Source organism: Clostridium sp. SM-530-WT-3G, from assembly GCF_012843905.1.
Taxonomy (GTDB): Bacteria; Bacillota; Clostridia; order Clostridiales; family Clostridiaceae; genus Clostridium.
In genome coordinates this window covers 47233-73774 of sequence record NZ_JABAGC010000005.1, presented here as the reverse complement: position 1 = coordinate 73774, position 26542 = coordinate 47233, and the positions used below count along the sequence as shown (strand labels likewise).

Here is a 26542-nt window from a genome sequence, read left to right as displayed (position 1 = left end):
TTACTTATTAGTTTTGTAACTGTTCAGCTTCACTAAACAACCTTATTCCTTCATTTAAATAATAAGAAGCTTGACTTTCATCCTTATTATCATTAAAGTATTTTCCTACTCGCATAGCTAACTCACCAGCTTTAAAATATCTTCCATTTTCCTTAGCTAATAAATATGTATTAATTAAAATATTCTTAGCTTCCTCAGTTTCTTCTTCGATATTCATTATTGTATACCTAATTAATTGGCATTTTATTCTTCTATCAATATCTGTAACTTCAAGATTATCTTCTATTTCTTCTAATAATGCTTTGCACTTTTCAATGTCCTTAATCTTTAAGTAATTTTTGCATATATCAATTAAAGTATCATTAATATTTCCCACATTATTTTGAAGTGCTATGTTTTTAGATATCTCATAATGCTTGAATGATTCATTAATATCATTTAATTCGTAGAACAATCTACCTAAATTATGTTCAATATTGAATATTGCTTTATTATATTGTATTTTTCTATATACATCTAACGTTTTCTTAGAATATTTTATTGCATTTACAAGATCACCTTTTTTGTTATATTCTTCTGCTAAATTGAATAAGTTATTTGCATATTCTTCATCATTATATATTTTTTGAAACTTTTCTTTAGCTAAACGTGAATATTTCATAGCTGATTCTAAATCTTCTATATCAAAATATGTTCTTGCCATATTATACTGTATTTCTCCAATTAAAAAGTAATCAATTATCTCATTATCGTTATATACCTTTTCAGCCTGTTTTAAATAGCTGCTTGCTGAATGGTATGCTTTTATTTCTAAAGCTATATTAGCTAAATTTAAAAATGTCCTAATAATCTCTTCATAATTATTGTTTTTCACAAATATAACATTTGCCGATAGAAAAAATTTCTGAGCCATAGGAAAATCTCTTCTCTTCATATAAGCTTCTGCTGTAATAAAGAATATTTTTGCTTTTCTGTATTCTAAATTATATTTTTCAGAATAATAAAGCGCATTATCAATGTATTGTTGTCCCTTTTCATAGTCTCCGTTTAAAATACATGATTCACCTATTTGCTCGTAATAAATACTAATTTTTTCAGCCTGGCTCTCTTCTGATTCCATTAAATATTCTACTGTTGTATTTAAGGTTGCCGCAAGGTACTCTAGTAAATCAACTGATGGATTAGAGCGACCTGATTCAACTAAACTTATCTGTCCTGGAGTTATTCTGTCCTTAGCCAAATCTTTTAAAGTCATATTAAGTTGTTTTCTTCTTCTTTTAATCTTTTCTCCTAATGATAGAATTTCCATTTTTACAATCCTTCTCTATTTAACAAATTATTTAATTATGTTAATATATTTTTCCTTAATTATAACATAAATTCATAAAAAACTGCATGAAAATCTTTATATTTTTCTAAATTTTATATAATTTAATCTTATTATCCAATTGCCGATAAGATTATATATATTTTTTATATTTTGTATATATATAACCTTAATCTCCTTTTTATTTTTGTCTTATAATAAAAATTATAAACATATTTACTGAAAAATAAATGAACTGTTCAAAAAGAACAGTTCATTGTTGTTAACATTAGATTCTAACTCATCCAATCATGTATTCCATCATATGCATAATCCGCAACATCTCTCATTTTTCTTGCGGCTCTCCTCATAGATCTTTGTGTTCTTCTATCCATCTGTGGCATCATCATTATTTCAAAAGCTGCACCTATTGCTGCTCCCATTAGTAAACCTTTTGTAAACTTACCCATATACAACACCTCTTTTAGATATATTTCCTTTTCTCTTAATAGGTTGCGTATTATGTGTAAAGTTATTCAAGTTAAGTTCTTCCTAAAACTTTAACCTATTTCCTATCTAATAAATAAAGAATATATTTTTCTTTTTGTTTACTTAACATCTTAGAAATTCTTTTTTTAGCCTCTTTTTTATTAATTTCATATAAATTAGTTAACTCATCAAAAATTTCTAATTCATCTGTTTCTTCATTGTCAGACGCTTTGTTCACAATTATATTTTCTCCATCTATAAATATATTCATAGTATTTTTAGGAGCTATCGTTGCTATTTCTTCTCTTACCTCTTCATTAAGAACCTTTATTATATCACCACCTAAATACTTTTCAACTGTTTTATCAGATGGTATTCCAAGCTGTTCTTTACACTTTTCGTCCACAAGTTCATTAAATAAATCTCCTGTGTGACTATCTACTTTTACAAAAATCACTTCAATTCCTGAATTCATAAGTTCCTGCATTTTATTATAGTAATCTTCAGATGAAGCTTCTTTTCTAGACCATGCACCCGTTGCGTGATGAGCTATACCTTCATAATCGTGAAAAATAACCAGCTTCTTTTCACCTTTTTTCAAAGCATATTCAACAGCCCTTAATGCACCTTTTAGTTCCCCTGCAATTTGTCTTATATTTCTCTCTGAAGTATCTTTTGCAGCTCCACTTTCTATATATTGAACAATATCATTTTTAACACATACTACTCCATAAGCGTATCTTCCATCTGCTATACTGTAGCTTCCATCAACATATGCATGAAGGCAGTCCTTAGGATAATTATCATCACTTTTCTTTAGCATCCTGTTACCTTCATTTAAATATGCATTTGCATCTTCAATACTTTCAAAACTTTTATATTTTGCCCCCTTAACCCCCTTTACATATTTCAAGCACTCAGCCCATGTATTTACTATTTTATTTTCTATCTTTTCATTTCTAGTAAAATCAAATCCACTCTGAATTGCATAAACTTTTTTTGCCATATATCAATTCTCCCTTATAATTCAGAAATTTCAGTTACAACATCATATAATTTTTCTACATTCGCTACATTAGTAAAACTAGTTAAAAAATCCAATCCACTTGATAATACTAATAGCATTTCATTTTTTCCTTGCCAATTTTCTATAATAACATCAAGAGGAACATCTTTTATAACTCTATTTAATGCAAAGAATATAACTGAAATATCATCTATCTTTCCTATAAGAGGTATTTTATCAGGAATAATATCCATTGGGAACATTGTATATGAAATTGCAGATGAAATAACTAATTTAGTTTTTAATGGAACTCTGTTGTCCTTTAATAATCTATATATTAAAGAAACAACGTCTGGAATAATAAAAATATAATCACTATATTTCTTTCCCTTTTCAGGCATTTTATTTATTAAAATTTCTCTTCCTTTTGAATAATTGTCATCAACTTTAGTAATATCTAAAGAATTAAGTTCCTCTTTAATTGATTCCGTATTATTGTCTTCTTCACCAATCTTTTTTACTAAGGTCCCCCCTATAGAAACTTCAATATTATTAGTTTCTACATAAATTACATCTTTTCTTATATATATATCATTAATATTCAAATTTATATAGGGTACATCTTTCAGTACAGTATCAACAGATATTATTGCTGTTTCCTTATTATTTGAAATTCCAAACTGAGAGCATACTTTTGAAAGTTGTTTTAATGCAAAACTTCTTACGATTCTAAATATTCCAAGCTTTAAAATTTTAACTTTTACAAGCTTCACATATATTTTATTATTTTCACATTTTAGAATTTCTATTTTTGCCATAAAGCTTATAGTTATTCCCTTTGTAAAGCTTCCTTCTATAGTTATTCCATCATTAATTAATACTTCTTTTATTTCTAGTCCTTTGACATCTACAAATTCATTTATTATGCTTAAGATATCTTGTCCAGTTAATTTCACATTAACTTCTGATATGTTCATAAAATACCCCATCCTTACATTTATTAAGTTACAACTATATTACATCGCTCGATTAAAGTATACAATATTTTCTGTATCTCTAACAACTCTATAAAATATTAATAGGATGAAGTATATTTATTTATAACTATAATTATAAAAATCTCTAATCTTTATGAACATGTTCTTTTTATTATTAAAATATAAGTCTTAAAGTTATTGTAAATTTTCTATAACATAAACTCCTACTAAAAAACTTCGAGAAATTACATTTCTATAATTTCTCGAAGTTTAATTAACTTATATATAATATAAAACTATCTTTAGAATACTGGGATTACTGCTCCATTATATTCTTTATTTATAAATTCTTTAACTTCATCTGATTGAAGTGCTTTAACTAAGGCTTTAATCTTTTCAGAATTTTCATCTCCACTTCTTACAGCTACTATGTTAGCATAAGGCTTAGCAGCTTCTGAATCCTTATCTTCAATTACAATTGAATCATTTGTTGGATTAAATCCTGCTGGAATTGCATAGTTACTATTTATAACTGCTGCATCCACATCATCAATTGATCTTGGAACTGCTGCCGCTTCAAGTTCTGTAAATTTTAAGTTCTTTGGATTTGAAGTTATATCTGATGGAGTCACAAGTTCTCCATCTTTTACTTCAATCAATCCATTTGCCGCAAGTAATTTTAATGCTCTTGCCTCATTTGATGAATCATTAGGAATTGCAATTGTTGCTCCTTCTTTTAAATCATCTAAATTTTTTATTTTCTTTGAATATAATCCCATTGGTTCAAGATGAATAGCTCCAGCTGAAACTAAATTTAATTTTCTTGATTTATTTTCTTCATTTAAATAAGGTGTATGCTGGAAGTAGTTTGCATCTAATTCGCCTTCTGATAATGCAGTATTAGGTAATACATAATCATTAAATTCTGTTACCTCCACTTTATAGCCTTCTTTTTCAAGTACAGGAACTGCTGCATCTACAATCTTTTTATGAGGTTCTGGAGATACACCTATTTTTATGACCTTATCATTTCCATTGCTTCCTGAACTTGATGCTGTATTTGATGTACTTCCACATCCCACTAATCCAAATGCTAATATCCCACTTAATATAACTGATACTATTGATTTCTTTTTCATTTTTAGTCCCACCTTTACTTAATCTCTTTATTTTAAATTTATTTATAATTCTTTTTATTTACTTCTTATTGCCTTTTTATTGCTTATCCTATTTAGATAATTTATTATAAAAATAATTCCCCAATATCTGTAGCACTTGCACTACTATTATTAATATTATGCATGTAATAATCATTGTACTTGTTTCAAACCTTTGATACCCATATCTTATAGCAACATCTCCTAGTCCCCCACCACCAAGTGTTCCTGCCATAGCTGAATATCCAACAATACTTATAACTGTAAGTGTTATACCTGACACTATTGAAGGCACTGCTTCTTTAAGCATAACTTTAAAAATTATCTGAGTATTTGATGCCCCAAAAGATTTTGCAGCTTCAATAACACCTTTATCAACTTCTCTTAGTGAAGATTCAATAATTCTAGCTACAAATGGTGCTGCTGCTATTGTAAGAGGAACTATAGCTGCTGCTGTACCATAAGTTTTTCCTACAAGTAATCTTGTAAATGGAATTATAATAACCATTAAAATTACAAATGGAAAACTTCTTAACGTATTAACTATAAAATCTAAAATACTATATACCACCTTGTTAGGTTTTAACCCATCTTTTGCTGTAAGTGTCAAAATAATTGCTGGAATAAAACCAAGTATAACTGAAAATAAAGTTGATGCTAAAACCATTATTATTGTTTCCTTTAATGCACTTATTAAAATATCAGCCATTATTCAAGCACCTCCAATAAAATATCTTTATTATTCAAGTATTCTAATACCTTTTCCTTATCCTTTGATTCAATATTTATTACAAGCCCCCCTAATATTTCACTTCTGAATTTTTCAAGTTTTCCCCACACAATTGAAAAATCCACATCTAATTCTCTTGCCATTTTAGTAATTAAAGCATTTTCTGAAGAATTACTTGGAAAATAAATTTTAATATTAATTCCATCTTGAGGTAATACTTCATCTTCATCTGATTGACCTAAGAATTTCTTTAATGATGCTCCTGGTTTTAGAAATAATTCTGATGCCTTTCCTTCTGCCTTAATCTCCCCCCCATCAAGCAATGCTACTCTTTCACATATTTCTTTAATTACTTCCATTTGATGTGTAACCATTATTATAGTTATTCCAAGTTTTTTGTTGATTTTTGAAAGCAATGCTAAAATATCCTTTGTAATTTTAGGATCTAATGCTGATGTTGCTTCGTCACAAAGAAGAATTTTAGGATTTAATGCTAATGCCCTTGCTATTGCTACTCTTTGTTTTTGTCCCCCACTAAGTTCACTTGGTTTACTAAATTTCTTATTTTCTAAACCAACTAATTCAAGTAATTCTAATACCTTATTATTAATTTCCTTTTTATCATATCCCCATACTTCTAAAGGGAGTGCAACATTATCAAATACATTCTTTCTTTGTAATAAATTAAAGTTTTGAAAAATCATCCCTAAATCTTTTCTAAATTTCCTCAAATCTTTTTCATTTAATGAAGAAACTTCCTGACCCATTACTTTTATACTTCCCCCATTATAAGATTCAAGTCCATTTATACATCTTAACAATGTTGATTTTCCAGCCCCACTATGTCCAATTATGCCGTAAACTTCTCCTTGTTTAATGCTCATTGACACATTTTTTATAACATCAGTATTTCCAAAGCTTTTTACTACATTTTTTATTTCTACTGCAACATTATTATTTTCAGTAGAAAAATTTATTTCTTCCACAATTAATCACTCCTCCTTTATATGAATATAGTTTTTGTTTAAAATTTAGTATCACAATAGCTAAAAAAGCGCTAGAGAATAAACCTCTAGCGCATAGAACACCATATAATTTATCCTCTCATCTATCAGCCTAAAAATAGGCTGCAGGAATTAGCACCGTAGAATATGTTGGTAAATGGACCAATATTCCGGTTGCTGGGCTTCACAGGGCCAGTCCCTCCGCCACTCTTGATAAGATATTGAACTATGTAATTTTATTTATGTTAGAAATTATAAATCTTTCTTCATACTTTGTCAATATTTTTATAGATAATTAAAAATATATAAACCATTCCTAGACATTGCTTATTATTTTTTAAAATCATCTGAATATTCCATAAACAAAAAAATTATTACAAACTACCTGTAATAATAATTTGTAATAATTTTAAACAGAAAAGTTTTTTCATTATCTATTTCTTTCTTTAATTGCTCTTTCTATATCTCTCTTTTGAGCTTTTTCAATCATTGCATCTCTCTTATCGTAATTTTTCTTACCTTTACATACTCCAAGTGAAACTTTTACCTTTCCATCTTTTAAATAAAGAGATAATGGAATTAATGTATATCCATCTCTTGATACTAATGAATCAAGCCTTCTTATTTCGCTTTTATGAAGTAAAAGCTTTCTTTCTCTTAATGGATCTACATTGAAAATATTTCCTTGTTCATAAGGAGAAATATGCATATTTTTAATATATATTTCACCATTATATATATCAGCATAGCAGTCTTTAAGATTAACTCTTCCTCTTCTTATTGACTTTACTTCTGTACCAACAAGAACTAATCCTGCTTCCATTGCTTCTTCAACAAAATAGTCATGTCTAGCTTTTCTATTTTCAGCTAAAGAACTTTCATTCTTCTTTCTTGCCATAATTAATCACCCACTCCGGTTATATTCTATTACTAAAATTATAGTATAAGCTTGAATTTTAAGCAATTTAAATATATTTTTTATAATCAAAATAAGAGACTGTATACAATACAAATTAAAGAAATCATAAAGCAATTCTTCAATTAACTTTGAACAGTTAATAATGCAATAACATACTTAAAAAGCTGTATGCTTTTTTTATTCAACTGTTAACTGCCAACTGAAATGCACATGCTTTACTTATATTGCACTACAATCTCTTCTAATTCTCCCTTATCTTACCTATTAGTTGCTCCTAAGCTGCTTTCTATCGTATTTCATTCTCCTTCATTTAATTTTAATGCCTTCTGATTCTTCTTCTATATCAGAATTTCCTTCATCTTCTATTAAATTAAAGAAAATCTCTCTATTAGCCATATCTACATGAATACATTCAACTATTACTTTATCTCCAAGTTTATAAACCTTCTTAGTTCTTTCTCCAACAAGACTTAAATGAGCTTCATCATAAATATAATAATCATCATCAAGATCTGTTATATGCACTAATCCTTCAATTGTACTTGGTAATTCTACGAATACTCCAAATGATGTTACTGAAGAAATAATTCCTTCGAACTGCTCACCAATTCTATCAAGCATATATTCAGCTTTCTTTAAATCATCAACTTCTCTTTCAGCATCTTGAGCTTTTCTTTCCATTTCTGATGACTGTTTTGCTGCAAATCCAACTATATTTTTTAATTTATTAAATCTCTTTTCATCTATTTTACCATGAATTTGCTCTTTGATAATTCTATGAATTTGTAAATCTGGATATCTTCTTATTGGTGAAGTAAAGTGGCAATAATACTGTGCTGCAAGTCCAAAGTGTCCTGCACACTCTGGTGCATATCTAGCTTGCATCATAGAACGTAATAATAATGTGCTTACTACTGTTTCTTCATTCTTGCCCTTAACTTTTTCTAATATTTCTTGGAAGCTCTTTGGACGTATTTCTTCTGTCCAATGAACATTGTACCCTAAGTTGTAAATAAATTCTTTAAATTTAGCTAATTTTTCTTCATCTGGAGCTTCATGAATTCTGTACACAAATGGTACATGAGTCCAAAACATATGCTCAGCTACAGTTTCATTTGCTGCAAGCATGAATTCTTCTATCATCCTATTAGCTATTTCACGATCATAAGGTTTGATTTCAACTGGTTTGCCAAGTTCATTTAATACAATCTTAGCTTCAGCTATTTCAAAATCAATAGCTCCTCTTTTTTCTCTCTTTGCTCTTAAGATTTTGCAAAGCTCTTCCATCATCTTAAAATCTTCATAAAGATAATCATATCTCTTTATTAATTCTTCATCATGATCTTTTAATATCTTAGTTACATCAGTATATGTCATTCTTTCATTTGTCTTAATAACTGATTCTACTATCTCATGATCCACAACTTTTCCACTTTGATTTATTTCCATAAAACATGTTAGAGTTAATCTATCTACTCTTGGATTTAATGAGCATATTCCATTTGATAATTTTTTAGGAAGCATTGGTATAACTCTATCTATTAAATAAACAGAAGTGGCTCTCTTTAAAGCTTCTTTGTCTAGAGGACTATTTTCTTTAACATAATGAGTTACATCTGCAATATGAACCCCAAGCCTAAAGTTTCCATTTGGTAATTTTTCAATAGATACTGCATCATCAAGATCTTTTGCATCTTCTCCATCTATTGTTACCATTCTTAAATCTCTTAAGTCTCTTCTTCCCTTATATTCTTCTTCATCTATTACTTCAGATATTTCTTCAGCATAATTTAAAACTTTTTTAGGGAATTCTTCTGGTAAACCATTTTTCTTAATGATAGTTAGTATATCAATTCCTCTATCACCTTTTTTACCTAATATTTCTGTTATAACACCTTCTGGCTTTCTATTTCTTTCAGGCCATTTTGTTATCTTAACTACAACCACATCACCATCTTCAGCACTGTTTCTATCTTTTTTAGATATAAAAACATCTTGTGACATTCTAGTATCTTCAGAAACTACAAATCCAAAGTTTTTTGAATCTTCATATACCCCAACTATCTTTGTAGTATTTCTTTCTATTATTTCAACTACTTCACCTTCTCTTTTTCTAGTACTTGTATCTTCTCTAGTAACTTTTACTGCAATTCTATCTCCATTAAATGCACCATTCATACAGTTGCTTGGTATAAATACATCCTTTTGTCCTTCTTCTTCAGGTATAAGAAATCCAAAACCCTTTGGATGAGCCTGAAGTATTCCAATAACTAAATTAGTATCTTGTTCTTCATGATTTTCCACTCCATCAGCTATCATATACTTATTTCTTTTGGTCTTTCTTATTATACCTTCACTTTCCATCATTCTTAATATTTTTTTAAAAGCTGTATATTCATGTTTCTTTATATCAAATATTGCAATTAGTTCTTCTATATCCATAGGATTATAGGCAGGCTCTCTCATAAAGTTAGCTAGCGTTTGTTTAATTCCCATAATTATCCTCCTTATAAAAAATTATAGTGCAATAAATAGCACTATAATACAATTTACTATATATTATTCTGTATAACTATATACTACCACAATAATATAACACATTATAGTTTTTATATACTATTTATTAGTATTGACATATTTAATTTTTTTATATCAATCAATAATTTTTTATATTTTAAATCTCTATATATTCTACGTATAATTAAAAAAGAATCTATATTGAATTAATATATCATTCAATATAGATTCTTTTTCTATTATTTAAATATTTCTACATAATTATTTAAAAAGATTTATTAATAATCCACCATATGTTGCAATTAATGGTGCAAATACAACTGAAACTATTGTCATTAATTTTATTAATATATTCATTGCTGGGCCTGATGTATCTTTAAAAGGATCACCAACAGTATCACCAACAACAGCTGCTTTATGAGGGTCGCTTCCCTTACCACCATTAACACCTGTTTCAATATACTTCTTAGCATTATCCCATGCTCCACCAGCATTAGCCATCATTATAGCAAGTAATACACCTGCTAAAACTCCACCACCAATTAAACCTGCAAGAGCCTCAGTACCTAATAATAATCCTGTAAGAAGTGGTGAAATAATTGCTAATATTCCTGGTAAAATCATTTTTCTTAATGCTGCATTAGTTGATATAGCAACACATCTAGAATAATCTGGTTTCTCAGTACCTTCTAATATGCCTTTCTTTTCTTTAAATTGATGTCTTACTTCTTCAACCATTTCTGTAGCTGCCTTACCTACAGATTGCATTGTAAGTGCTCCAAATAAGAATGGAAGCATACCTCCAAGTAATACTCCAACTAAAGTTAATGGATTAAGTAAATTTATAGTTTCAAGTTTTACAGCTTGAGAATATGAAGCAAATAATGCTAATGCTGTAAGTGCTGCTGAACCTATAGCAAACCCTTTTCCTATAGCTGCTGTTGTATTTCCAACTGAATCAAGCTTATCTGTAATTTCTCTTACACTTTCATCTAAATTACTCATTTCTGCAATGCCTCCAGCATTATCTGCTATTGGTCCATATGCATCAACAGCTACTGTAGTAGCTGTTGTAGATAACATTCCAACTGCTGAAAGTGCTATACCATATAATCCAAGAGCAGTATCCTTAGCTCCACCTATGCCATAGTAAGAAATAATTATTCCTACAACTATCAATAATATTGGTGGAACTGTTGATTTCATACCTACTGCCAATCCTGATATTATATTAGTTGCAGGACCAGTCTTCGATTCATCTGCAATTAATTTTACTGATTTAAAATCTGATGAAGTAAAATATTCAGTAATCTTACCAATTGCAAGTCCTACTATCAATCCTGAAATTATAGGTATAAATATCTTCAAATTTCCAAGCATACCATTACATAAAATAAAACCAACTACAAGTACTATTATTCCCGAAATTGCAGTCCCACCATTTAAAGCCTTCTGTGGATTGTCTCCTTTATACAACTTAACGTATATTATACCTACCAATGAAGCTAAAATACCAACTGCTGATAATAATATAGGGAATATTATTATATTTTTACCAAAGGTACTTGATAGTGCTGCTCCTAATGTAATTGCAGAAATAATTGACCCTACATAAGATTCAAATAAATCAGCTCCCATTCCTGCAACATCACCAACATTGTCACCAACATTATCAGCTATAACTGCTGGATTTCTAGGATCATCTTCTGGAATTCCAGCCTCAACTTTTCCAACTAAGTCTGCACCAACATCAGCTGCTTTTGTATATATACCTCCACCAACTCTAGCAAATAAAGCTATAGATGATGCTCCAAGTCCAAAACCAGTAATGTATTCTGCATTTAAATCATAAACCAAACTGAAAAAGCTAAGTCCTATTAATCCTAATCCTACAACACCTAACCCCATTACTGAACCACCTGAAAATGCTACTTCTAATGCACCCTTTATCCCATTTTTAGCAGCCTGAGCTGTTCTTACATTTGCTTTAACAGCAATTCTCATTCCAACATATCCTGCTACAATAGAAAAAATTGCACCTATAACAAATGCAATCGCAGTCTTAGGACTTAAAAATAGCAATATAGCTAATGCTACAACTACAATAAATACTGCAAGATAGGAATATTCCTTTTTTAAAAATGCCATTGCACCTTCTTCAATATATCCTGAAATTTCTTTCATTCTCTCATCACCAACATCTTTACTCAAGATGTCTTTTGCTAAAAAGGCAACAACACAAATAGAAATAATACCAATTAAAATTGAAACATATAATAAATTCATACCTCTCACCCCTCATTTAAATTTAGGTTAGTTAGTATAAAGATTAGGCAATCACTTTATAGATATATTCATTAGTATGTCATAAAATTCTATTAATAGTATTATATTTATTGCAGCATTATATATTAAAAAAATTGTTTCATATATTATATTTATACTGTAACCATAATAAAATATAAATTAACATATAAAAAAAGCTACTTAAAAATAAAGTAGCTCAGACAATTGCTATATTATATTAATTATAAGTGTATTTATTGCAAATAATACTGAGAAGAATACTGTTAATCTTACAAGTATAACTTCTTTAGTTCTTGATTTGTTTTTTGCAAAGAAAGTATCTTCCGATGCTCCTTGAATTAATCCACTAAGTGCATCTGCTTTACTTGGCTGCATATATATAGTAACAATAATAGCTAATCCTAATATTATTTCTATTGCTAGTAATATATTTTCCATAGGTTACACCTCCTATAATAATCAATACGTCTAATCTAAATCATATCATATTTAGTTACTCATTACAACTTTTCTCTAGTAAAAAATCACATCTGAGCTTATATATATTATATCACTTTTACATATAAAAATGGTATAGATTTTTAATCTATACCATTTTTATATTAGTCATATTTAACATTCTTTTATATTAAAAAACGCTTTCTTTCCTCTATATTCAGCAACATCTTCAAGTTCTTCTTCAATTCTTAATAATTGATTATACTTAGCTACTCTTTCAGATCTTGCTGGAGCACCAGTCTTAATTTGACCTGCATTAACAGCAACAACTAAATCTGAAATTGTAGTATCTTCAGTTTCACCACTTCTATGAGATACAACTGCTGTATATCCTGCTCTATTTGCCATTTCTATAGCATTTAATGTTTCTGTTAATGTACCTATTTGATTTAACTTAATTAAAATTGAGTTTCCTACACCAAGCTGAATTCCCTTTTCAAGTCTTTCAGTATTAGTAACGAATAAATCATCACCTACTAATTGAACCTTTTTACCAAGTCTTTCAGTCATTAGCTTCCATCCATCCCAGTCTTCTTCTGCCATACCATCTTCAATTGAGATTATAGGATACTTATTAACCCATTCTTCAAAAAAGTCTACCATTTCAGCACTTGTTAATGTTCTTCCTTCATGTTCTAAAACATATTTTCCATCTTTATAGTATTCAGATGATGCTGCATCTATAGCTATAAACATTTCTTCTCCTGCTTTATATCCGGCTTTACCTATAGCTTCTATAATTACATCAAGAGCTTCAGCATTACTCTTTAAGTTTGGTGCAAATCCACCTTCATCACCAATACCTGTTGCATATCCTTTATCATTTAATATTTTCTTTAATGTATGATAAACTTCTGCACACATTCTAAGAGCTTCACTGAATGTTGGTGCTCCAGCCGGCATAATCATAAATTCTTGTAAATCAACCGAGTTATCAGCATGTGATCCTCCATTTAGTATATTCATCATTGGAACTGGGAGCACTTTTGCATTTACTCCACCTATATATCTATATAAAGGTAATCCTAAAGCATTTGCTGCTGCATTGGCTACAGCAAGTGATACTCCAAGTATAGCATTTGCTCCTAATTTTCCTTTATTATTTGTACCATCTAATTCTATAAGCATATTGTCAATATAAGTCTGATCAAATACATTACATCCAATTAATTCTTCTGCAATAATTTCATTTACATTATTTACTGCATTCAAAACACCTTTACCTAAAAATACATTTTTATCTCCATCTCTTAGTTCTACTGCTTCATACATACCAGTAGAAGCCCCTGATGGTACAGCTGCTCTTCCCATAGTTCCATCTTCAAGATAGATTTCTACTTCTACAGTTGGGAAACACCTTGAATCTATAATTTGCCTAGCTACAACATCAATGATTTCTAAATAATCTTTCATAATATTACCCTCCTCAAATTTTAATAAATAATAATTAATAAATTCAGTCAGATCATTATTACATGATTTTGATTTACCATAATATTATTAGTAATTCCATTTAGAAATATTCACAACAAAGTTATAGCTTAATTTACCAATAAAAATTTTAAAAACCGGAATTATATCCTTGTTCATATTAATATTATTCAAAATAAAAAATGCGATATAAAAAATAACGCATTAAAATATCATCTAAATTTCTTCTGAATCACAATATTTATAAAATTTTTCTTTCCATTCCCTAGAAGCCTTCTTATCAATTTCATTTAATCCAGTAAAAAACCTATCTAAAGTACCTAACTTATATAACCCCTTCATTAAATGTCTTGGATAATCCATTTTTCTTACATATGCTTTTTTAGGATCTATAATCATAAGACTTTCATCTTCCGATACTAATATATCTTTACATCTTGTATCGATTTTCTTAAATTTTAATCTTCTAAATTCCTTTAATAGATTATAGATATTTTCTATCAACTTATCACTTAATCCATTTTTCTTTATATATTTATCAAGTTGTTCACCTTGAACCATTTCCCTGACAATATACAATCTGCCCTTTTTATATATTTTAGGAAAATATTTAGATTCTTTCGTTTTAACTAATATACTTCCCTCATCATTACAAACTTTAGGACTTAAAAAGAGCTTAATTACTTTATTACCTGGCAATTTATAAACTATTCCATTATTTCCTTGCCCTAAATATGTAGCTTCTCTAAACAGTATCTCTGTATCTTCATCAAAATCAGCAGAATATGCAAAATTTTTCTTCATACAATCAATCCTACTCTTTTTTTACTAATATATTGAAAATACTCGTAAAATAGAACCAATATTTTAGTTAACTGTTACTTGTTAATTGCTAACTAAAAAAGTGCTGCAAAGCAGCACTTTTTACAAACTATTTATTTACTATTAAGTTTTCTCCAGTCATTTCTGCTGGTACTGGTAATCCTAATACATTTAACATTGTTGGAGCTAAATCTGCTAACTTACCATCTTTAAGCGTTTTTCCTTCTGTATGGTTTGATACCCACACAAGTGGAACTGGATTAGTAGTATGAGCTGTAAATGGATTTCCTGTTGAGAAATCTATTTCAGTTTCAGCATTACCATGGTCAGCAGTTATAAATACTGTTCCATCCTTTTCTAAAACTTTATCTACTATGTTTCCTAAACATTCATCAACAGCTTCTATAGCCTTAACAGCTGCATCAACAACACCTGTATGACCAACCATATCTGGGTTAGCAAAATTTAAGATTATAACATCATATTTATCGCTATCTAATCTTTCAAGTAATTCTTCTGTTACTTCATAAGCACTCATTTCAGGTTTTAAATCATAAGTCGCAACCTTTGGTGAAGGAATAACTTTTCTGTCTTCACCTTCATTTTCTTTTTCAACTCCACCATTGAAGAAGAAAGTAACGTGAGCATATTTTTCAGTTTCAGCAATTCTTAATTGAGTTTTTCCATTCTTGCTTAAATATTCACCAAGAGTATTAGTTAATACTTGTGGTTTATATGCGATATGAACGCCTTCTAAAGTTTTATCATATTGAGTCATAGTTACAAAAGTAAGATTTAAAGTTTCTCTCTTAAATCCTGTGAATTCTTTATCATTTATAGCTCTAGTTATTTCTCTTGCTCTATCTGGTCTAAAGTTAAAGAATACAACTGAATCTCCATTTTTAATATGAGCTACTGGCTTACCATCTTCAGTTATAACTGTTGGTAATACGAACTCATCTGTTTTATTATCATGGTATGAGTTTTCAATAGCTTCTACTGCACTTGTAGCAGTTTCACCTTTACCTAAAACCATAGCATTGTAAGCTAATTCTACTCTTTCCCATCTATTATCTCTATCCATTGCATAGTATCTACCACTTACAGTAGCTATTTTACCTACTCCAATTTCAGCCATCATAGCTTCTGTCTTTTCAATGAATTCCTTTCCTGATGAAGGTGGAACATCTCTACCATCCATAAATGCATGAACATATACATTTTGAACGCCTTCTCTTTTAGCGAATTCTAAAAGTCCTCTTAAGTGATCTATATGAGAGTGAACTCCACCATCAGATAATAGACCCATTAAGTGTAATGCTGCTCCTGGTTTCTTTGCATTTTCCATAGCTAATTTAAGAGCTTCATTTTCAAAGAATTCTCCATCATTAATGGCTTTAGTTATTCTAGTTAATTCTTGGTATACTATTCTACCTGACCCTATATTTAAATGTCCAACTTCTGAGTTACCCATTTGACCTTCTGGAAGACCAACTTGTAATCCACTAGCTTGTAATTGTGCAGTTGGATATTCTTTAGTTAATTTATCAAAATTAGGTTTTTTAGCTAAAGCTACAGCATTTCCTTCTGATTTTGGTGCTATTCCAAAACCATCTAATATCATTAACATAACTGGCTTCTTTGACATATTCCTATCCCTCCAAATTTTCTTTTTTAAATCATAAAACATTTCGTTATTTTATCTACATTTTAACGACTTAATTATATTATTTTTCGCGATTTATTGCAACTTAACTTATAATATATGCGAAAAAAATATTATATATGACCTAGGCATTTTAATTTCTTTCAACTAATATTTTTAATTCATCAGTTATTCTTTCAATAACTGATACTAATTCAACTAGTTTCTGAATTGCTTCACCCTCTCCATTAGTAGCTTCAAAAACGCTTTCTATTCCATTTAAACTTCTATTGCATATACTTCTAACTTGTCCAACAATATTTACAATATCACTACTGCTTACCATAACATTTTCGGTAATTTTCTGTATTTTTTCTAGCCTCATGCTCATTTGTTCATTTGCTAGTAAAACTTCATCTGATGATTTTTTAGCTTGTACCATAGATTCAAGGCCCTTATTAACTAATTCTGCATTATTATCCATTGATCGTACTGCTTTATTAGTATTTACTATAACCTCTTTAATTATGTTATCTATATTACTTACTGCATTTTGCGATTCTTCAGCTAATTTTCTAACTTCTTCAGCTACTACCGCAAAACCTTTTCCAGCTTCCCCTGCCCTTGCAGATTCTATCGCTGCATTAAGTGCTAATAAATTTGTCTGAGATGATATTTCACTTATAAGATTAACAATCCCTACTATTTCCTTAGATTTATCACCTAAAATATTTATTATTTCCTTAGTATCATTTGTACTTTCATTTATTGTAACCATTTTTTCAGCTGCTATATTCATCATTTCAGAATTAGTCATTGTTATTCTTTTAACATCATTTGACAAATCATATACACTTCTACTTTCATTTGAAAGTTCTACTATTCCATTATTTATATGGTCAATATTACTATTTGCCTCGCTTATATGTATAATAGCCTCTGAAGATCCATTTCTTAATTCTTTTGAATTACATACAATCATTTCATTAGTAGAAGATATGTCACTAGTAACTTTTGATAATATATCTAAACTTTGAATTAACTCTTTTGACATATCTGCTGATTTTTCTGAAACATTTTTCATTTCATCAATCATATCTTCGCTTTTACTTTGCGAATCTATAACATTTTTTAATAATACAGATGTTCTTGCATTAATATGTATTAATATTAATGCAAGCGCCAAAACTTCCATAAGTCTTGGTACCAATCCAAAATACACCAATTCCATTACCGTATCTATATTATTATCCTTTGTGAAATTAAATAAAAACGCCATTATTTGAGAAATAATTGTTACTACTATTATCTCACATAAAACCACAAAAGTAATTTTTTTTGAAAAATACAAACAAGATAATGTTAAAGGGAATAAAAATAATAATATTACATGATGAGATAATGTTACATTAAGTATCCCAATAGCTATTACAGAACATGTAAGCGCTACGTATTTCACATAATTTTTTTCTAACTTTAGTACATCAACCATCAATGTTGGTATAAGAAGCATTATAATTCCTAATATAACTGTTGCTGTCATTACTGACTTTGTCACTGTAAATATATTCAAATAATTTAATAGTTGAGCCACCACCAAAAATATACAAGTCATTCTCATAACTCTTGCTGTGAATATATTTGCGTTTAATTCATTCTTTAATAATACTTTATTACTCTTCATATGTTCCTTCCTTTATGATTTATTTATGAGATATTATACCATTAAAACATTATAATCTCAATTTAACTAAATTTTTTTTATAAATTTCTATTTATCTTCATGTATATTTGATAAAATAATTTATTTATATACTTATCAATAATACATTTTTATCCATTTTTTTATGTATTTCTATTTTTATATCGTTAGAATAATTAAATTTTTATCATCAAAATTTATTGCCTATTCCATCAATCACTAATTATTAATTTTTAATTGGTTTATAAAAAAAACTAAAAAAATAGAGCCTTTGAAGTTAAACTTCAAAAGCTCTATTTTTTTAGGTAATTGATATATTTTAGTAGTTAACTATTGCTGAGAAATCTTCAGCTTTTAAGCTAGCTCCACCAACTAAAGCTCCATCTATATCAGACATAGCCATTTGGTCTTTTATTGTGTTTGGTTTAACTGATCCGCCGTATTGGATTCTTATAGCATCAGCAACTTCTTTTCCGTACATTCCTTCTACAACTTTTCTTATAGCAGAAATAGTTTCGTTTGCTTGTTCTTTAGTAGCAGTTTTTCCAGTTCCGATAGCCCAGATTGGTTCATAAGCTATAACAACTTTTGCTGCTTGTTCGTTAGTTAATCCAGCCATATCAACTTTTATTTGGCAAGCTATAAAGTCATCTGTAACTCCAGCTTCTCTTTGTTCTAAAGTTTCTCCACAGCAAAGGATTGGAGTTAAGTTATGAGCAAATGCAGCTTTAACTTTCTTATTTAATGCTTCATCAGTTTCGTTGAAATATTCTCTTCTTTCACTATGTCCTAAGATAACATAGTCAATTCCCATTGCTTCTAACATTCCTGGAGCAACTTCTCCTGTGAATGCTCCACTTTCTTCAAAGTGCATGTTTTGAGCAGCAACTTTTATGTTTGATCCTTCGCATGCTTTTTTAACAGCATCTAAGCATACAAATGTAGGACATACTACTACATCACATGTTGCATCTTTTACTAATGGTTTTAATTCTTCAATCATTTTAACTGCTTCATCAACAGTTTTGTTCATTTTCCAGTTTCCAGCTATAATTGCCTTTCTCATTGTATCCACCTCATAATTTATAATTTATAATACAATAAATTAGATATCATTTTGTTTTTATGTATTATTAGTTTTATGAACTTAAGAGAATTGATCAGATTCTCTTAAGTTCATTATTACCGCTAAATCTATATTCCATGGTTATTTAATATTTTCTAATCAATAATTCATTATTATGTAATGATGAAGTTTTTGGCCGAAAACCTCTAAAATCCCGTCGAATTTACCATACACAATAATATTATTAATTTTAAATACTTTTGTAATTACTATAATATTTCATTAACTGTAAATCAAAACTTCTAATCTATAAAAATATATAACTATCTAATTCAAATTTATTTTTTAAATTAGTCGTTTAATGCAGCTATTCCTGGTAATACTTTACCTTCTAAGAATTCTAGAGAAGCTCCACCACCAGTTGAGATGTGAGTCATCTTATCTCCAAATCCTAATATATTAACAGCAGCAGCACTATCTCCACCACCAATTATAGTAGTTGCATCAGCTTCTGCCATAGCTTTAGCTACTGCAATTGTTCCCTTATTGTAGTTTTCGAATTCGAATACACCCATTGGTCCATTCCAGATAACTGTCTTAGCATCTTTAATAGCTTCAGCATATAAAGCTTCAGTCTTAGGTCCAATATCTAATCCCATGTTTCCAGCTGGAATGTTTTGGTCTTCAGTTATTGTTGCAGGAACATCTTTGAATTCAGTAGCAACTCTATGGTCTACTGGTAATAAGAATTTAACTCCTTTTTCTTCAGCTTTAGCAATCATTTCTTTAGCATATTCAAGTCTATCTTCTTCAACTAATGAAGTTCCTATTTCATATCCTTGAGCTTTTAAGAATGTGTAAGCCATTCCTCCACCAATGATGATAGTGTTAACTTTATCTAATAAATTGTTAATAACAGCAATCTTATCAGAAACTTTAGCTCCGCCTAATATTGCAACGAATGGTCTTTGTGGATTTTCAATAGCATCTCCTAAGAATTTTAATTCTTTTTGGATTAAGTATCCACATACAGCTGTATCTAAGTAATCAGTTACTCCAACTGTTGAGCAGTGAGCTCTGTGAGCTGTACCGAATGCATCATTTACGAATATATCAGCTAAAGAAGCTAATTCTTTAGAGAATTCTTCACCATTCTTAGTTTCTTCTTTTCTGTATCTAGTATTTTCTAATAATACTACATCTCCATCTTTCATTGCAGCTACTGCAGCTTTTGCATTTTCTCCAACAACGTTGTCATCTGGAGCAAATTTTACTTCTTTACCAAGCATTTCGCTTAATCTCTTAGCAACTGGAGCTAAAGATAATTCTGGCTTTGGTTCTCCCTTTGGTTTACCCATATGTGAGCAAAGTATAACTTTTGCACCATTATCAACTAAATATTTTATAGTTGGAAGTGCTCCGTTTAATCTATTTTCATCAGTTATAACTCCATCTTTTAATGGCACATTGAAGTCACATCTTACTAATACTTTTTTTCCTGCTACATCGATATCTTCTATTGTCTTCTTATTGAAATTCATTTAAATTCACCTCAAAAAACTATTTTTTATTCGATAATTTTAAAATAGTCTGGCTTTATAGCCTTATACTACAAAACCAGACTTATTTACTTTGACATAAGTTTGCGCAATAACTTTATGTTCTAATTAATTTCAAATTACTTTAAGTTAGCGAAGTATCCTAAAGTTCTGATTAATTGGTTAGTGTATGACATTTCGTTGTCGTACCAAGAAGCAACTTTAACTAATTGTTCTCCATTAACTTCCATAACTCTTGTTTGAGTTGCATCGAATAATGATCCGAAGCTGCTTCCGATAATATCGCATGATACGATTTCGTCTTCAGTGTATCCGTAAGATTCTGTAACAGCATCTTTCATTACAGCGTTGATTTCATCAACAGTTACTTTCTTGTCTAAAGTACATACTAATTCAGTTAATGAACCAGTTATTGTTGGAACTCTTTGAGCTCCTCCGTCTAATTTACCAGCTAATTCTGGGATAACTAATCCGATTGCTTTAGCAGCACCAGTTGAGTTAGGGATGATTGAAGCTGCAGCAGCTCTAGCTCTTCTTAAATCACCTTTTCTGTGTGGAGCATCTAAAGTATTTTGATCGTTAGTGTATGAGTGGATTGTAGTCATGAATCCTTTTTGTAATCCAAATGCATCGTTTAATGCTTTAGCCATTGGAGCTAAGCAGTTAGTTGTACATGAAGCACCTGAGATTACTGTATCTTCTGCTTTTAATATATCATGATTTACGTTAAATACTACTGTTGGTAGGTCGTTTCCAGCTGGAGCTGAGATAACAACTTTCTTAGCACCTGCAGCGATGTGAGCTGAAGCCTTTTCTTTTGAAGCAAAGAATCCAGTACATTCTAAAACGATATCTACATTTAATTCTCCCCATGGTAATTCAGCTGGGTTAGCATTTGCAGTAACTTTGATTTCTTTTCCGTTTACTACGAAAGCTCCTTCTTTAACTTCGATTTCTCCGTTAAATCTTCCTTGAGCTGAATCATATTTAAATAAGTGTGCTAACATTTTAGCATCTGTTAAATCGTTGATAGCTACAACATTAAATTTATCTTGTTGTTCCATCATTAATCTTAAAGCTAATCTTCCTATTCTTCCAAAACCATTAATTGCTACGTTTACCATATCAATTACCTCCTAATAATGCTTTTATATTTTAAAAATTTTATAAAAAAATTTTACAAACAATTTAATAACCGAATCGCTCTTCTAGTCTTTCTAAAATTCCTTTTGCTGTTGCTTCATCCGTCACCAGCACACCAGTAGAGTCATTGTATTCAGTTGCTATTATGGACTCCACTTTATTTTTCCCACCAGCTACAGCAATATGCGTTTTGATGTTTCTTGCTTCATTAATTTTTATTCCAATAGCGGTAGTTTCTGTTATAACATGTGAGTCTTTATCAAAATAACATCCAAATGCTTCTCCAACTGCACCATTCTGAATTAAATTATCAATTTCTTCTTGTGGTACTCCTCTTTTTCTGGCCATTTGAACTGCATTACCTACGCCATACATTAAAACATCTGCTTTATGTATAGTATCTATTACTCCTTTAACAGCTTCTTCCTTAAGTAAATTATCAATTATATCTAAACTTAAGTTTTCCGAAACATGAAGCATTTTGTAAGTAGCATTCAACTTTTTAGCTAAAGAAGCTGCTAGTGTATTAGCCTGAGTTTCAACTTTTTTACCCATACCACCTCTAGCTGGAACTACTTGCACATTTGAGAAATTATTTATCTTAGGAAATGCTTCTACAACTTCTTTAAGAGTACTTCCTCCTGTTAATGCTATTATAGAATTATCATGAAGTACATCCTTTACATAGTTTGCACATGCTTTACCTAAGTCTTTCACAACGAGTGGGTTTTTATCAACGTCTCCTGGAACAATAATTACCCTGTTTAAATTAAGTAAAGTCTTAACTCTATCTTCAACTTCTGATAAACCTTTTATCTCATGAATAAAATCTTTAAGCTTGACAATAATTTCTTCTCCATCGCTAGTAACTGTCATTCCTGCAGCACTTACATCAATTAAATCTTGTTCTTTTAAAAATCCTATTTCTGTTCTAACTACTCTCTCACCTACATCTAATTTCTCAGCGAGAACTCTTCGGCCAATAGGTTGATTATGATAGATTGTTCTGAGTACGTTATACCTCTTTTCTAATGTATTTACAAGCTCAGGAACTATCTTCTTTTGCAACTCTAATATTTCCTGCAACTTAAACACTCCTTTGGTCATTGTATGTCCCATATAAATTTAATTATGTCCCACATATATTATTATAAATCACCTTACTAAAATTTTAAACCCCTTATGCAAAATTTTTTTCAATATTAGAAAAAAATCTCTATTTAAAAATAAATTCAAACCTTTTCCCTTTTTAGCATCATAATTATTCATTATATTGATTAGATTGATAAAACTCAAACAAATTTGATATCAATCTAATCAATATAAATATTATTCCTCAAATTCTTTTTCTCATACTTGATGCTTTTATACCTAATTGCTCCCTGTATTTTGCCACTGTTCTTCTAGAAATTTGTACATTTTTTTCTTTTAAACAATCAGCTATAGCTTGATCTGATAGTGGCTTATTCTTATTTTCCATAGATATGATTTTTTTAATCTCATTTTTTATATTAACAGGAATTATATTCTCATTATTTTTATATTTAATGTTTCCCAAAAATAAATCTTTAATCTTAATAGTACCATAACTTGTTAATATATATTTATCTTTTATTGCCCTGCTTATAGTTGATTCATGGAATTTAATTTTTTGTGCTACATCTTTTAATGTTAGTACTTTTATATATTCTGGTCCCTTAATAAAAAATTCTTTTTGTTCATTTATAAGACATTCTAATACCTTGTATAAAGTATTCTTTCTCTGTTCTATAGCTTTTATCAAAAAAACTGCCTTATTTATCTTTTCTTTTACATACGAGCAGGTTTCCATATCAAATTTATCATTTAATGCACTTTTATACGTATTATTTACTGTAAGCCGTGGCAATACACTGTCATTCATTATTATATATAGTTCTCCATCAATATTTTTTATTTCTGCATCTGTAATTGTATAATTCACCTCATCACCTGTAAAAAATCCTCTTGATGGCTTAGGTTCTAGTTTTTTTATTAAATCACCATATCTTTGTGCTTCTCTTATAGATATATTAAACTTTCTAGCTATTGCATCATACTTATTTTGGGCTATATCCTCCAAATGATATAAAATCATCTCTTTTATAATATCATCTAAAATATTTAATTTCATACTTTGAATAAGAAGACACTCTTGAATATTTCTAGCTCCAATTCCATATGGCTCTAAAGACTGTACGATTTTTAACCCTTCTTCAACATCAAACTTTGAACTTTTAATCTCTTTTGCTATTTCGCTTGTTTTAATTTCAAGATATCCACTTGAATTAAGAGATTCAATTATATACTTTGCTATTCCAATTTTATATGGATTTTCATCAACTTCTACAAGTTGCTCATAAAGATACTCTTTTAATGATTTTTTCTTTTCTATAAAATTTAATAGCGATACTTGTTCATCTTTAGAATAATTTATTTCACTTCTATCAACATCTCCATCAATATCATAAATAAAATCTTTTATTATAGATTTATTTTTAATATACTCATCATTTTCTGTTTGCGATTCCTCCATTTCTAATACTGGATTTTCAGAATACTGATTATCAATATATTCTCTTAAGTCATACATAGACATCTGTAAAAGCTTTATTGATTGCTGCATATTTTGAGTTAATATCATTTTCTGTTCCTGCTTAATTTCTAAATTATAGTCTAAATCCATAATCCCCACCCTTATCTACAATATAATTTAAACGTATTCACAAAATACATCTAATCCCCTTATATATTATATTTCTAGTATAACCTTTTTTTTACTATTGCTTCAAGTATCCTTATAATTATTTACAAAAAAAGAGCAGATAATATTACAATCTAAAAAGTAAATATTACCAACTCTCATTTTAATAATTATTATTTCTTTAAAAACACTAATCCACAACAATCAGGCCCTGAATGAACACATACAGTAGATCCAAGTGGACATTCTATATAATTTATATTATTGTTTTCAAGATATTCTACAAAATCTTTTTTTATTTCTATATCACTAGCATAAACTAATAAAACTGGAACACTAGGGTCTAATTCGCATTCTTCAAAGTCACTAATTATCTTTTTAAATGCCTTTTTACTTCCTCTAACCTTGTCTTTCACTGACATTATTCCATCTTTTATATTTAGTACAAGTTTAACTCCTAAAACTGTTCCTACAACTCCAGCTGTTTTGGATATTCTTCCACCCTTAATAAGATTATCTAATGATTCAAAACACATTCTTGTTTCTACTTTATACTTTTTATCTTCTAATTCAGCCACCATTTCTTCAGCACTATAACCCTGGTCTAAAAGCGTACATGCTTTTAATACTTGTATTCCTAATGCTGGTGCTATATTTTGAGAATCAACTATGAATATATCATCACTTTCAATAGCATTCTTTGCAATACATGCTGATTGATATGTTCCACTCATTACTGATGACATTAAAATTGCAATAATCTTATATCCTTGGTCTAAATATTTATTGAAGCAGTCAATAAATCTATTTGGAATTATCTGTCCTGTAGTAGGAAGTTCCTTTTCAGTCTTCAGTCTATTAAGTAACATCTCTGCATTAATATCAATTCTATCAAAATAACTTTCTTCTCCAAAGTTAATTACTACTGGAAGAACTTCTATATCATATTTATCATATAATTCCTGTGGTAAATCTGCAGTACTGTCTGTTATAATCTTTATCTTTTCCATCATCTTCATTCCTCTTCATTTATTTCATATTTGGGAATCCTAATTGTCTTAATGCTTCATAAGCTACTATTGCTACAGTATTAGATAAGTTTAAACTTCTAGTACTTGATTTTATCATAGGTACTCTTAAACCACTATGTCTCTCATGTACATCCTCAGGCACTCCACATGTTTCTCTTCCAAACATGATAAAATCTCCTTCTTGGAATTCAATTTCATCATAATGAGTTCCTTTTTCATGAGTAGTTGCTAAAAAGATTCTTTCACTTCCATACTTATTTAGAAAATCCTCATAACTCTCATGTATCTCTAAATTTAACTGATCCCAGTAATCTAATCCTGCTCTTCTTACATGCTTTTCATCAATATCAAATCCAAGTGGTTTAATTAAATGTAATTTACTATCAGTTAATACACAAGTTCTTGCAATATTTCCTGTATTTTGTGGTATTTCTGGCTGATACAATACTATATTTAAATTCAAAGTTTCACCTTCTTTAATTTTCTTGTTAATAATCTCTAGTTTATCTTA

The 26542-nt window shown here is 29.3% G+C and carries 22 protein-coding genes and 1 riboswitch; all 22 genes read right to left on the bottom strand.

What is annotated here, in order from left to right:
* Positions 1–7: 7 nt before the first annotated feature.
* Positions 8–1309, bottom strand: coding sequence for a helix-turn-helix transcriptional regulator (locus HF850_RS03660; RefSeq protein ID WP_169104124.1), 1302 nt, complete (start codon positions 1307–1309; stop codon positions 8–10).
* Between the two features lie 293 nt (positions 1310–1602).
* Positions 1603–1776 carry a YtxH domain-containing protein gene (locus HF850_RS03655; RefSeq protein ID WP_169104123.1) on the bottom strand — a complete coding sequence of 58 codons (174 nt, stop codon included), beginning with the start codon at positions 1774–1776 and terminating at the stop codon, positions 1603–1605.
* 95 nt (positions 1777–1871) lie between these two features.
* Positions 1872–2801: a ribonuclease H family protein gene (locus tag HF850_RS03650; protein ID WP_169104122.1), complete on the bottom strand. Its 930-nt coding sequence runs from the start codon at positions 2799–2801 to the stop codon at positions 1872–1874.
* Positions 2802–2815: 14 nt separating this feature from the next.
* Entirely contained in the window at positions 2816–3778 is a 963-nt protein-coding gene (locus HF850_RS03645; RefSeq protein ID WP_169104121.1) for a YkvA family protein, read from the bottom strand.
* Between the two features lie 302 nt (positions 3779–4080).
* Entirely contained in the window at positions 4081–4917 is an 837-nt protein-coding gene (locus tag HF850_RS03640) for a MetQ/NlpA family ABC transporter substrate-binding protein (RefSeq protein WP_169104120.1), read from the bottom strand.
* Positions 4918–5005: 88 nt separating this feature from the next.
* Positions 5006–5644, bottom strand: a complete 639-nt coding sequence (locus HF850_RS03635; protein ID WP_169104119.1) for a methionine ABC transporter permease — start codon at positions 5642–5644, stop codon at positions 5006–5008.
* Positions 5644–6651 carry a methionine ABC transporter ATP-binding protein gene (locus tag HF850_RS03630; RefSeq protein ID WP_347564397.1) on the bottom strand — a complete coding sequence of 336 codons (1008 nt, stop codon included), beginning with the start codon at positions 6649–6651 and terminating at the stop codon, positions 5644–5646. The genes HF850_RS03635 and HF850_RS03630 overlap by 1 nt, the downstream gene beginning before the upstream one ends.
* 115 nt (positions 6652–6766) lie before the next feature.
* Positions 6767–6889: riboswitch (SAM riboswitch) on the bottom strand.
* 210 nt (positions 6890–7099) lie between these two features.
* Entirely contained in the window at positions 7100–7567 is a 468-nt protein-coding gene (gene smpB, locus HF850_RS03625; RefSeq protein WP_169104118.1) for an SsrA-binding protein SmpB, read from the bottom strand.
* Between the two features lie 327 nt (positions 7568–7894).
* On the bottom strand, positions 7895–10084 hold the full coding sequence (gene rnr, locus HF850_RS03620; RefSeq protein WP_169104117.1) for a ribonuclease R: 2190 nt from the start codon (positions 10082–10084) through the stop codon (positions 7895–7897).
* A gap of 282 nt (positions 10085–10366) precedes the next feature.
* On the bottom strand, positions 10367–12391 hold the full coding sequence (locus tag HF850_RS03615) for a sodium-translocating pyrophosphatase (protein ID WP_169104116.1): 2025 nt from the start codon (positions 12389–12391) through the stop codon (positions 10367–10369).
* Positions 12392–12619: 228 nt separating this feature from the next.
* Positions 12620–12850: a preprotein translocase subunit SecG gene (secG, locus tag HF850_RS03610; protein ID WP_169104115.1), complete on the bottom strand. Its 231-nt coding sequence runs from the start codon at positions 12848–12850 to the stop codon at positions 12620–12622.
* Positions 12851–13024: 174 nt separating this feature from the next.
* Positions 13025–14323, bottom strand: coding sequence for a phosphopyruvate hydratase (eno, locus tag HF850_RS03605; protein WP_169104114.1), 1299 nt, complete (start codon positions 14321–14323; stop codon positions 13025–13027).
* 234 nt (positions 14324–14557) lie between these two features.
* Positions 14558–15145, bottom strand: coding sequence for a protein kinase (locus HF850_RS03600; RefSeq protein ID WP_169104113.1), 588 nt, complete (start codon positions 15143–15145; stop codon positions 14558–14560).
* A gap of 127 nt (positions 15146–15272) precedes the next feature.
* The gene (gpmI, locus tag HF850_RS03595; RefSeq protein WP_169104112.1) at positions 15273–16811 is read right to left on the bottom strand and encodes a 2,3-bisphosphoglycerate-independent phosphoglycerate mutase; all 1539 of its coding nucleotides are present in this window, start codon (positions 16809–16811) and stop codon (positions 15273–15275) included.
* A gap of 151 nt (positions 16812–16962) precedes the next feature.
* Positions 16963–18492, bottom strand: a complete 1530-nt coding sequence (locus tag HF850_RS03590; protein ID WP_169104111.1) for a methyl-accepting chemotaxis protein — start codon at positions 18490–18492, stop codon at positions 16963–16965.
* Positions 18493–18829: 337 nt separating this feature from the next.
* A complete protein-coding gene (gene tpiA, locus HF850_RS03585) occupies positions 18830–19576 on the bottom strand; it encodes a triose-phosphate isomerase (protein ID WP_169104110.1) in 747 nt (248 codons plus the stop codon).
* A gap of 350 nt (positions 19577–19926) precedes the next feature.
* Positions 19927–21117, bottom strand: coding sequence for a phosphoglycerate kinase (locus tag HF850_RS03580; protein WP_169104109.1), 1191 nt, complete (start codon positions 21115–21117; stop codon positions 19927–19929).
* Between the two features lie 137 nt (positions 21118–21254).
* Positions 21255–22259, bottom strand: coding sequence for a type I glyceraldehyde-3-phosphate dehydrogenase (gene gap, locus HF850_RS03575; RefSeq protein WP_169104108.1), 1005 nt, complete (start codon positions 22257–22259; stop codon positions 21255–21257).
* Between the two features lie 64 nt (positions 22260–22323).
* Positions 22324–23385, bottom strand: coding sequence for a sugar-binding domain-containing protein (locus HF850_RS03570; RefSeq protein WP_169104107.1), 1062 nt, complete (start codon positions 23383–23385; stop codon positions 22324–22326).
* A 229-nt stretch (positions 23386–23614) separates the two neighbouring features.
* Positions 23615–24982, bottom strand: coding sequence for an RNA polymerase factor sigma-54 (gene rpoN, locus HF850_RS03565; protein WP_169104106.1), 1368 nt, complete (start codon positions 24980–24982; stop codon positions 23615–23617).
* Positions 24983–25173: 191 nt separating this feature from the next.
* Complete coding sequence (locus tag HF850_RS03560; RefSeq protein WP_169104172.1) at positions 25174–26010, bottom strand: DegV family protein; 837 nt, start codon at positions 26008–26010, stop codon at positions 25174–25176.
* A 19-nt stretch (positions 26011–26029) separates the two neighbouring features.
* Entirely contained in the window at positions 26030–26494 is a 465-nt protein-coding gene (locus HF850_RS03555) for a tRNA (cytidine(34)-2'-O)-methyltransferase (protein WP_169104105.1), read from the bottom strand.
* Between the last annotated feature and the right edge of the window lie 48 nt (positions 26495–26542).

What these genes read in the sequence shown, in the direction of transcription:
- HF850_RS03660 (WP_169104124.1), bottom strand. Translation starts at nt 1,309, where the DNA reads ATGGAAATTCTATCATTAGGAGAAAAGATTAAAAGAAGAAGAAAACAA.
- HF850_RS03655 (WP_169104123.1), bottom strand. Translation starts at nt 1,776, where the DNA reads ATGGGTAAGTTTACAAAAGGTTTACTAATGGGAGCAGCAATAGGTGCA.
- HF850_RS03650 (WP_169104122.1), bottom strand. Translation starts at nt 2,801, where the DNA reads ATGGCAAAAAAAGTTTATGCAATTCAGAGTGGATTTGATTTTACTAGA.
- HF850_RS03645 (WP_169104121.1), bottom strand. Translation starts at nt 3,778, where the DNA reads ATGAACATATCAGAAGTTAATGTGAAATTAACTGGACAAGATATCTTA.
- HF850_RS03640 (WP_169104120.1), bottom strand. Translation starts at nt 4,917, where the DNA reads ATGAAAAAGAAATCAATAGTATCAGTTATATTAAGTGGGATATTAGCA.
- HF850_RS03635 (WP_169104119.1), bottom strand. Translation starts at nt 5,644, where the DNA reads ATGGCTGATATTTTAATAAGTGCATTAAAGGAAACAATAATAATGGTT.
- smpB (WP_169104118.1), bottom strand. Translation starts at nt 7,567, where the DNA reads ATGGCAAGAAAGAAGAATGAAAGTTCTTTAGCTGAAAATAGAAAAGCT.
- rnr (WP_169104117.1), bottom strand. Translation starts at nt 10,084, where the DNA reads ATGGGAATTAAACAAACGCTAGCTAACTTTATGAGAGAGCCTGCCTAT.
- HF850_RS03615 (WP_169104116.1), bottom strand. Translation starts at nt 12,391, where the DNA reads ATGAATTTATTATATGTTTCAATTTTAATTGGTATTATTTCTATTTGT.
- secG (WP_169104115.1), bottom strand. Translation starts at nt 12,850, where the DNA reads ATGGAAAATATATTACTAGCAATAGAAATAATATTAGGATTAGCTATT.
- eno (WP_169104114.1), bottom strand. Translation starts at nt 14,323, where the DNA reads ATGAAAGATTATTTAGAAATCATTGATGTTGTAGCTAGGCAAATTATA.
- HF850_RS03600 (WP_169104113.1), bottom strand. Translation starts at nt 15,145, where the DNA reads ATGAAGAAAAATTTTGCATATTCTGCTGATTTTGATGAAGATACAGAG.
- gpmI (WP_169104112.1), bottom strand. Translation starts at nt 16,811, where the DNA reads ATGTCAAAGAAGCCAGTTATGTTAATGATATTAGATGGTTTTGGAATA.
- HF850_RS03590 (WP_169104111.1), bottom strand. Translation starts at nt 18,492, where the DNA reads ATGAAGAGTAATAAAGTATTATTAAAGAATGAATTAAACGCAAATATA.
- tpiA (WP_169104110.1), bottom strand. Translation starts at nt 19,576, where the DNA reads ATGAGAAAGGCAATTATAGCTGGAAACTGGAAAATGAACAAAACTGTT.
- HF850_RS03580 (WP_169104109.1), bottom strand. Translation starts at nt 21,117, where the DNA reads ATGAATTTCAATAAGAAGACAATAGAAGATATCGATGTAGCAGGAAAA.
- gap (WP_169104108.1), bottom strand. Translation starts at nt 22,259, where the DNA reads ATGGTAAACGTAGCAATTAATGGTTTTGGAAGAATAGGAAGATTAGCT.
- HF850_RS03570 (WP_169104107.1), bottom strand. Translation starts at nt 23,385, where the DNA reads ATGACCAAAGGAGTGTTTAAGTTGCAGGAAATATTAGAGTTGCAAAAG.
- rpoN (WP_169104106.1), bottom strand. Translation starts at nt 24,982, where the DNA reads ATGGATTTAGACTATAATTTAGAAATTAAGCAGGAACAGAAAATGATA.
- HF850_RS03560 (WP_169104172.1), bottom strand. Translation starts at nt 26,010, where the DNA reads ATGGAAAAGATAAAGATTATAACAGACAGTACTGCAGATTTACCACAG.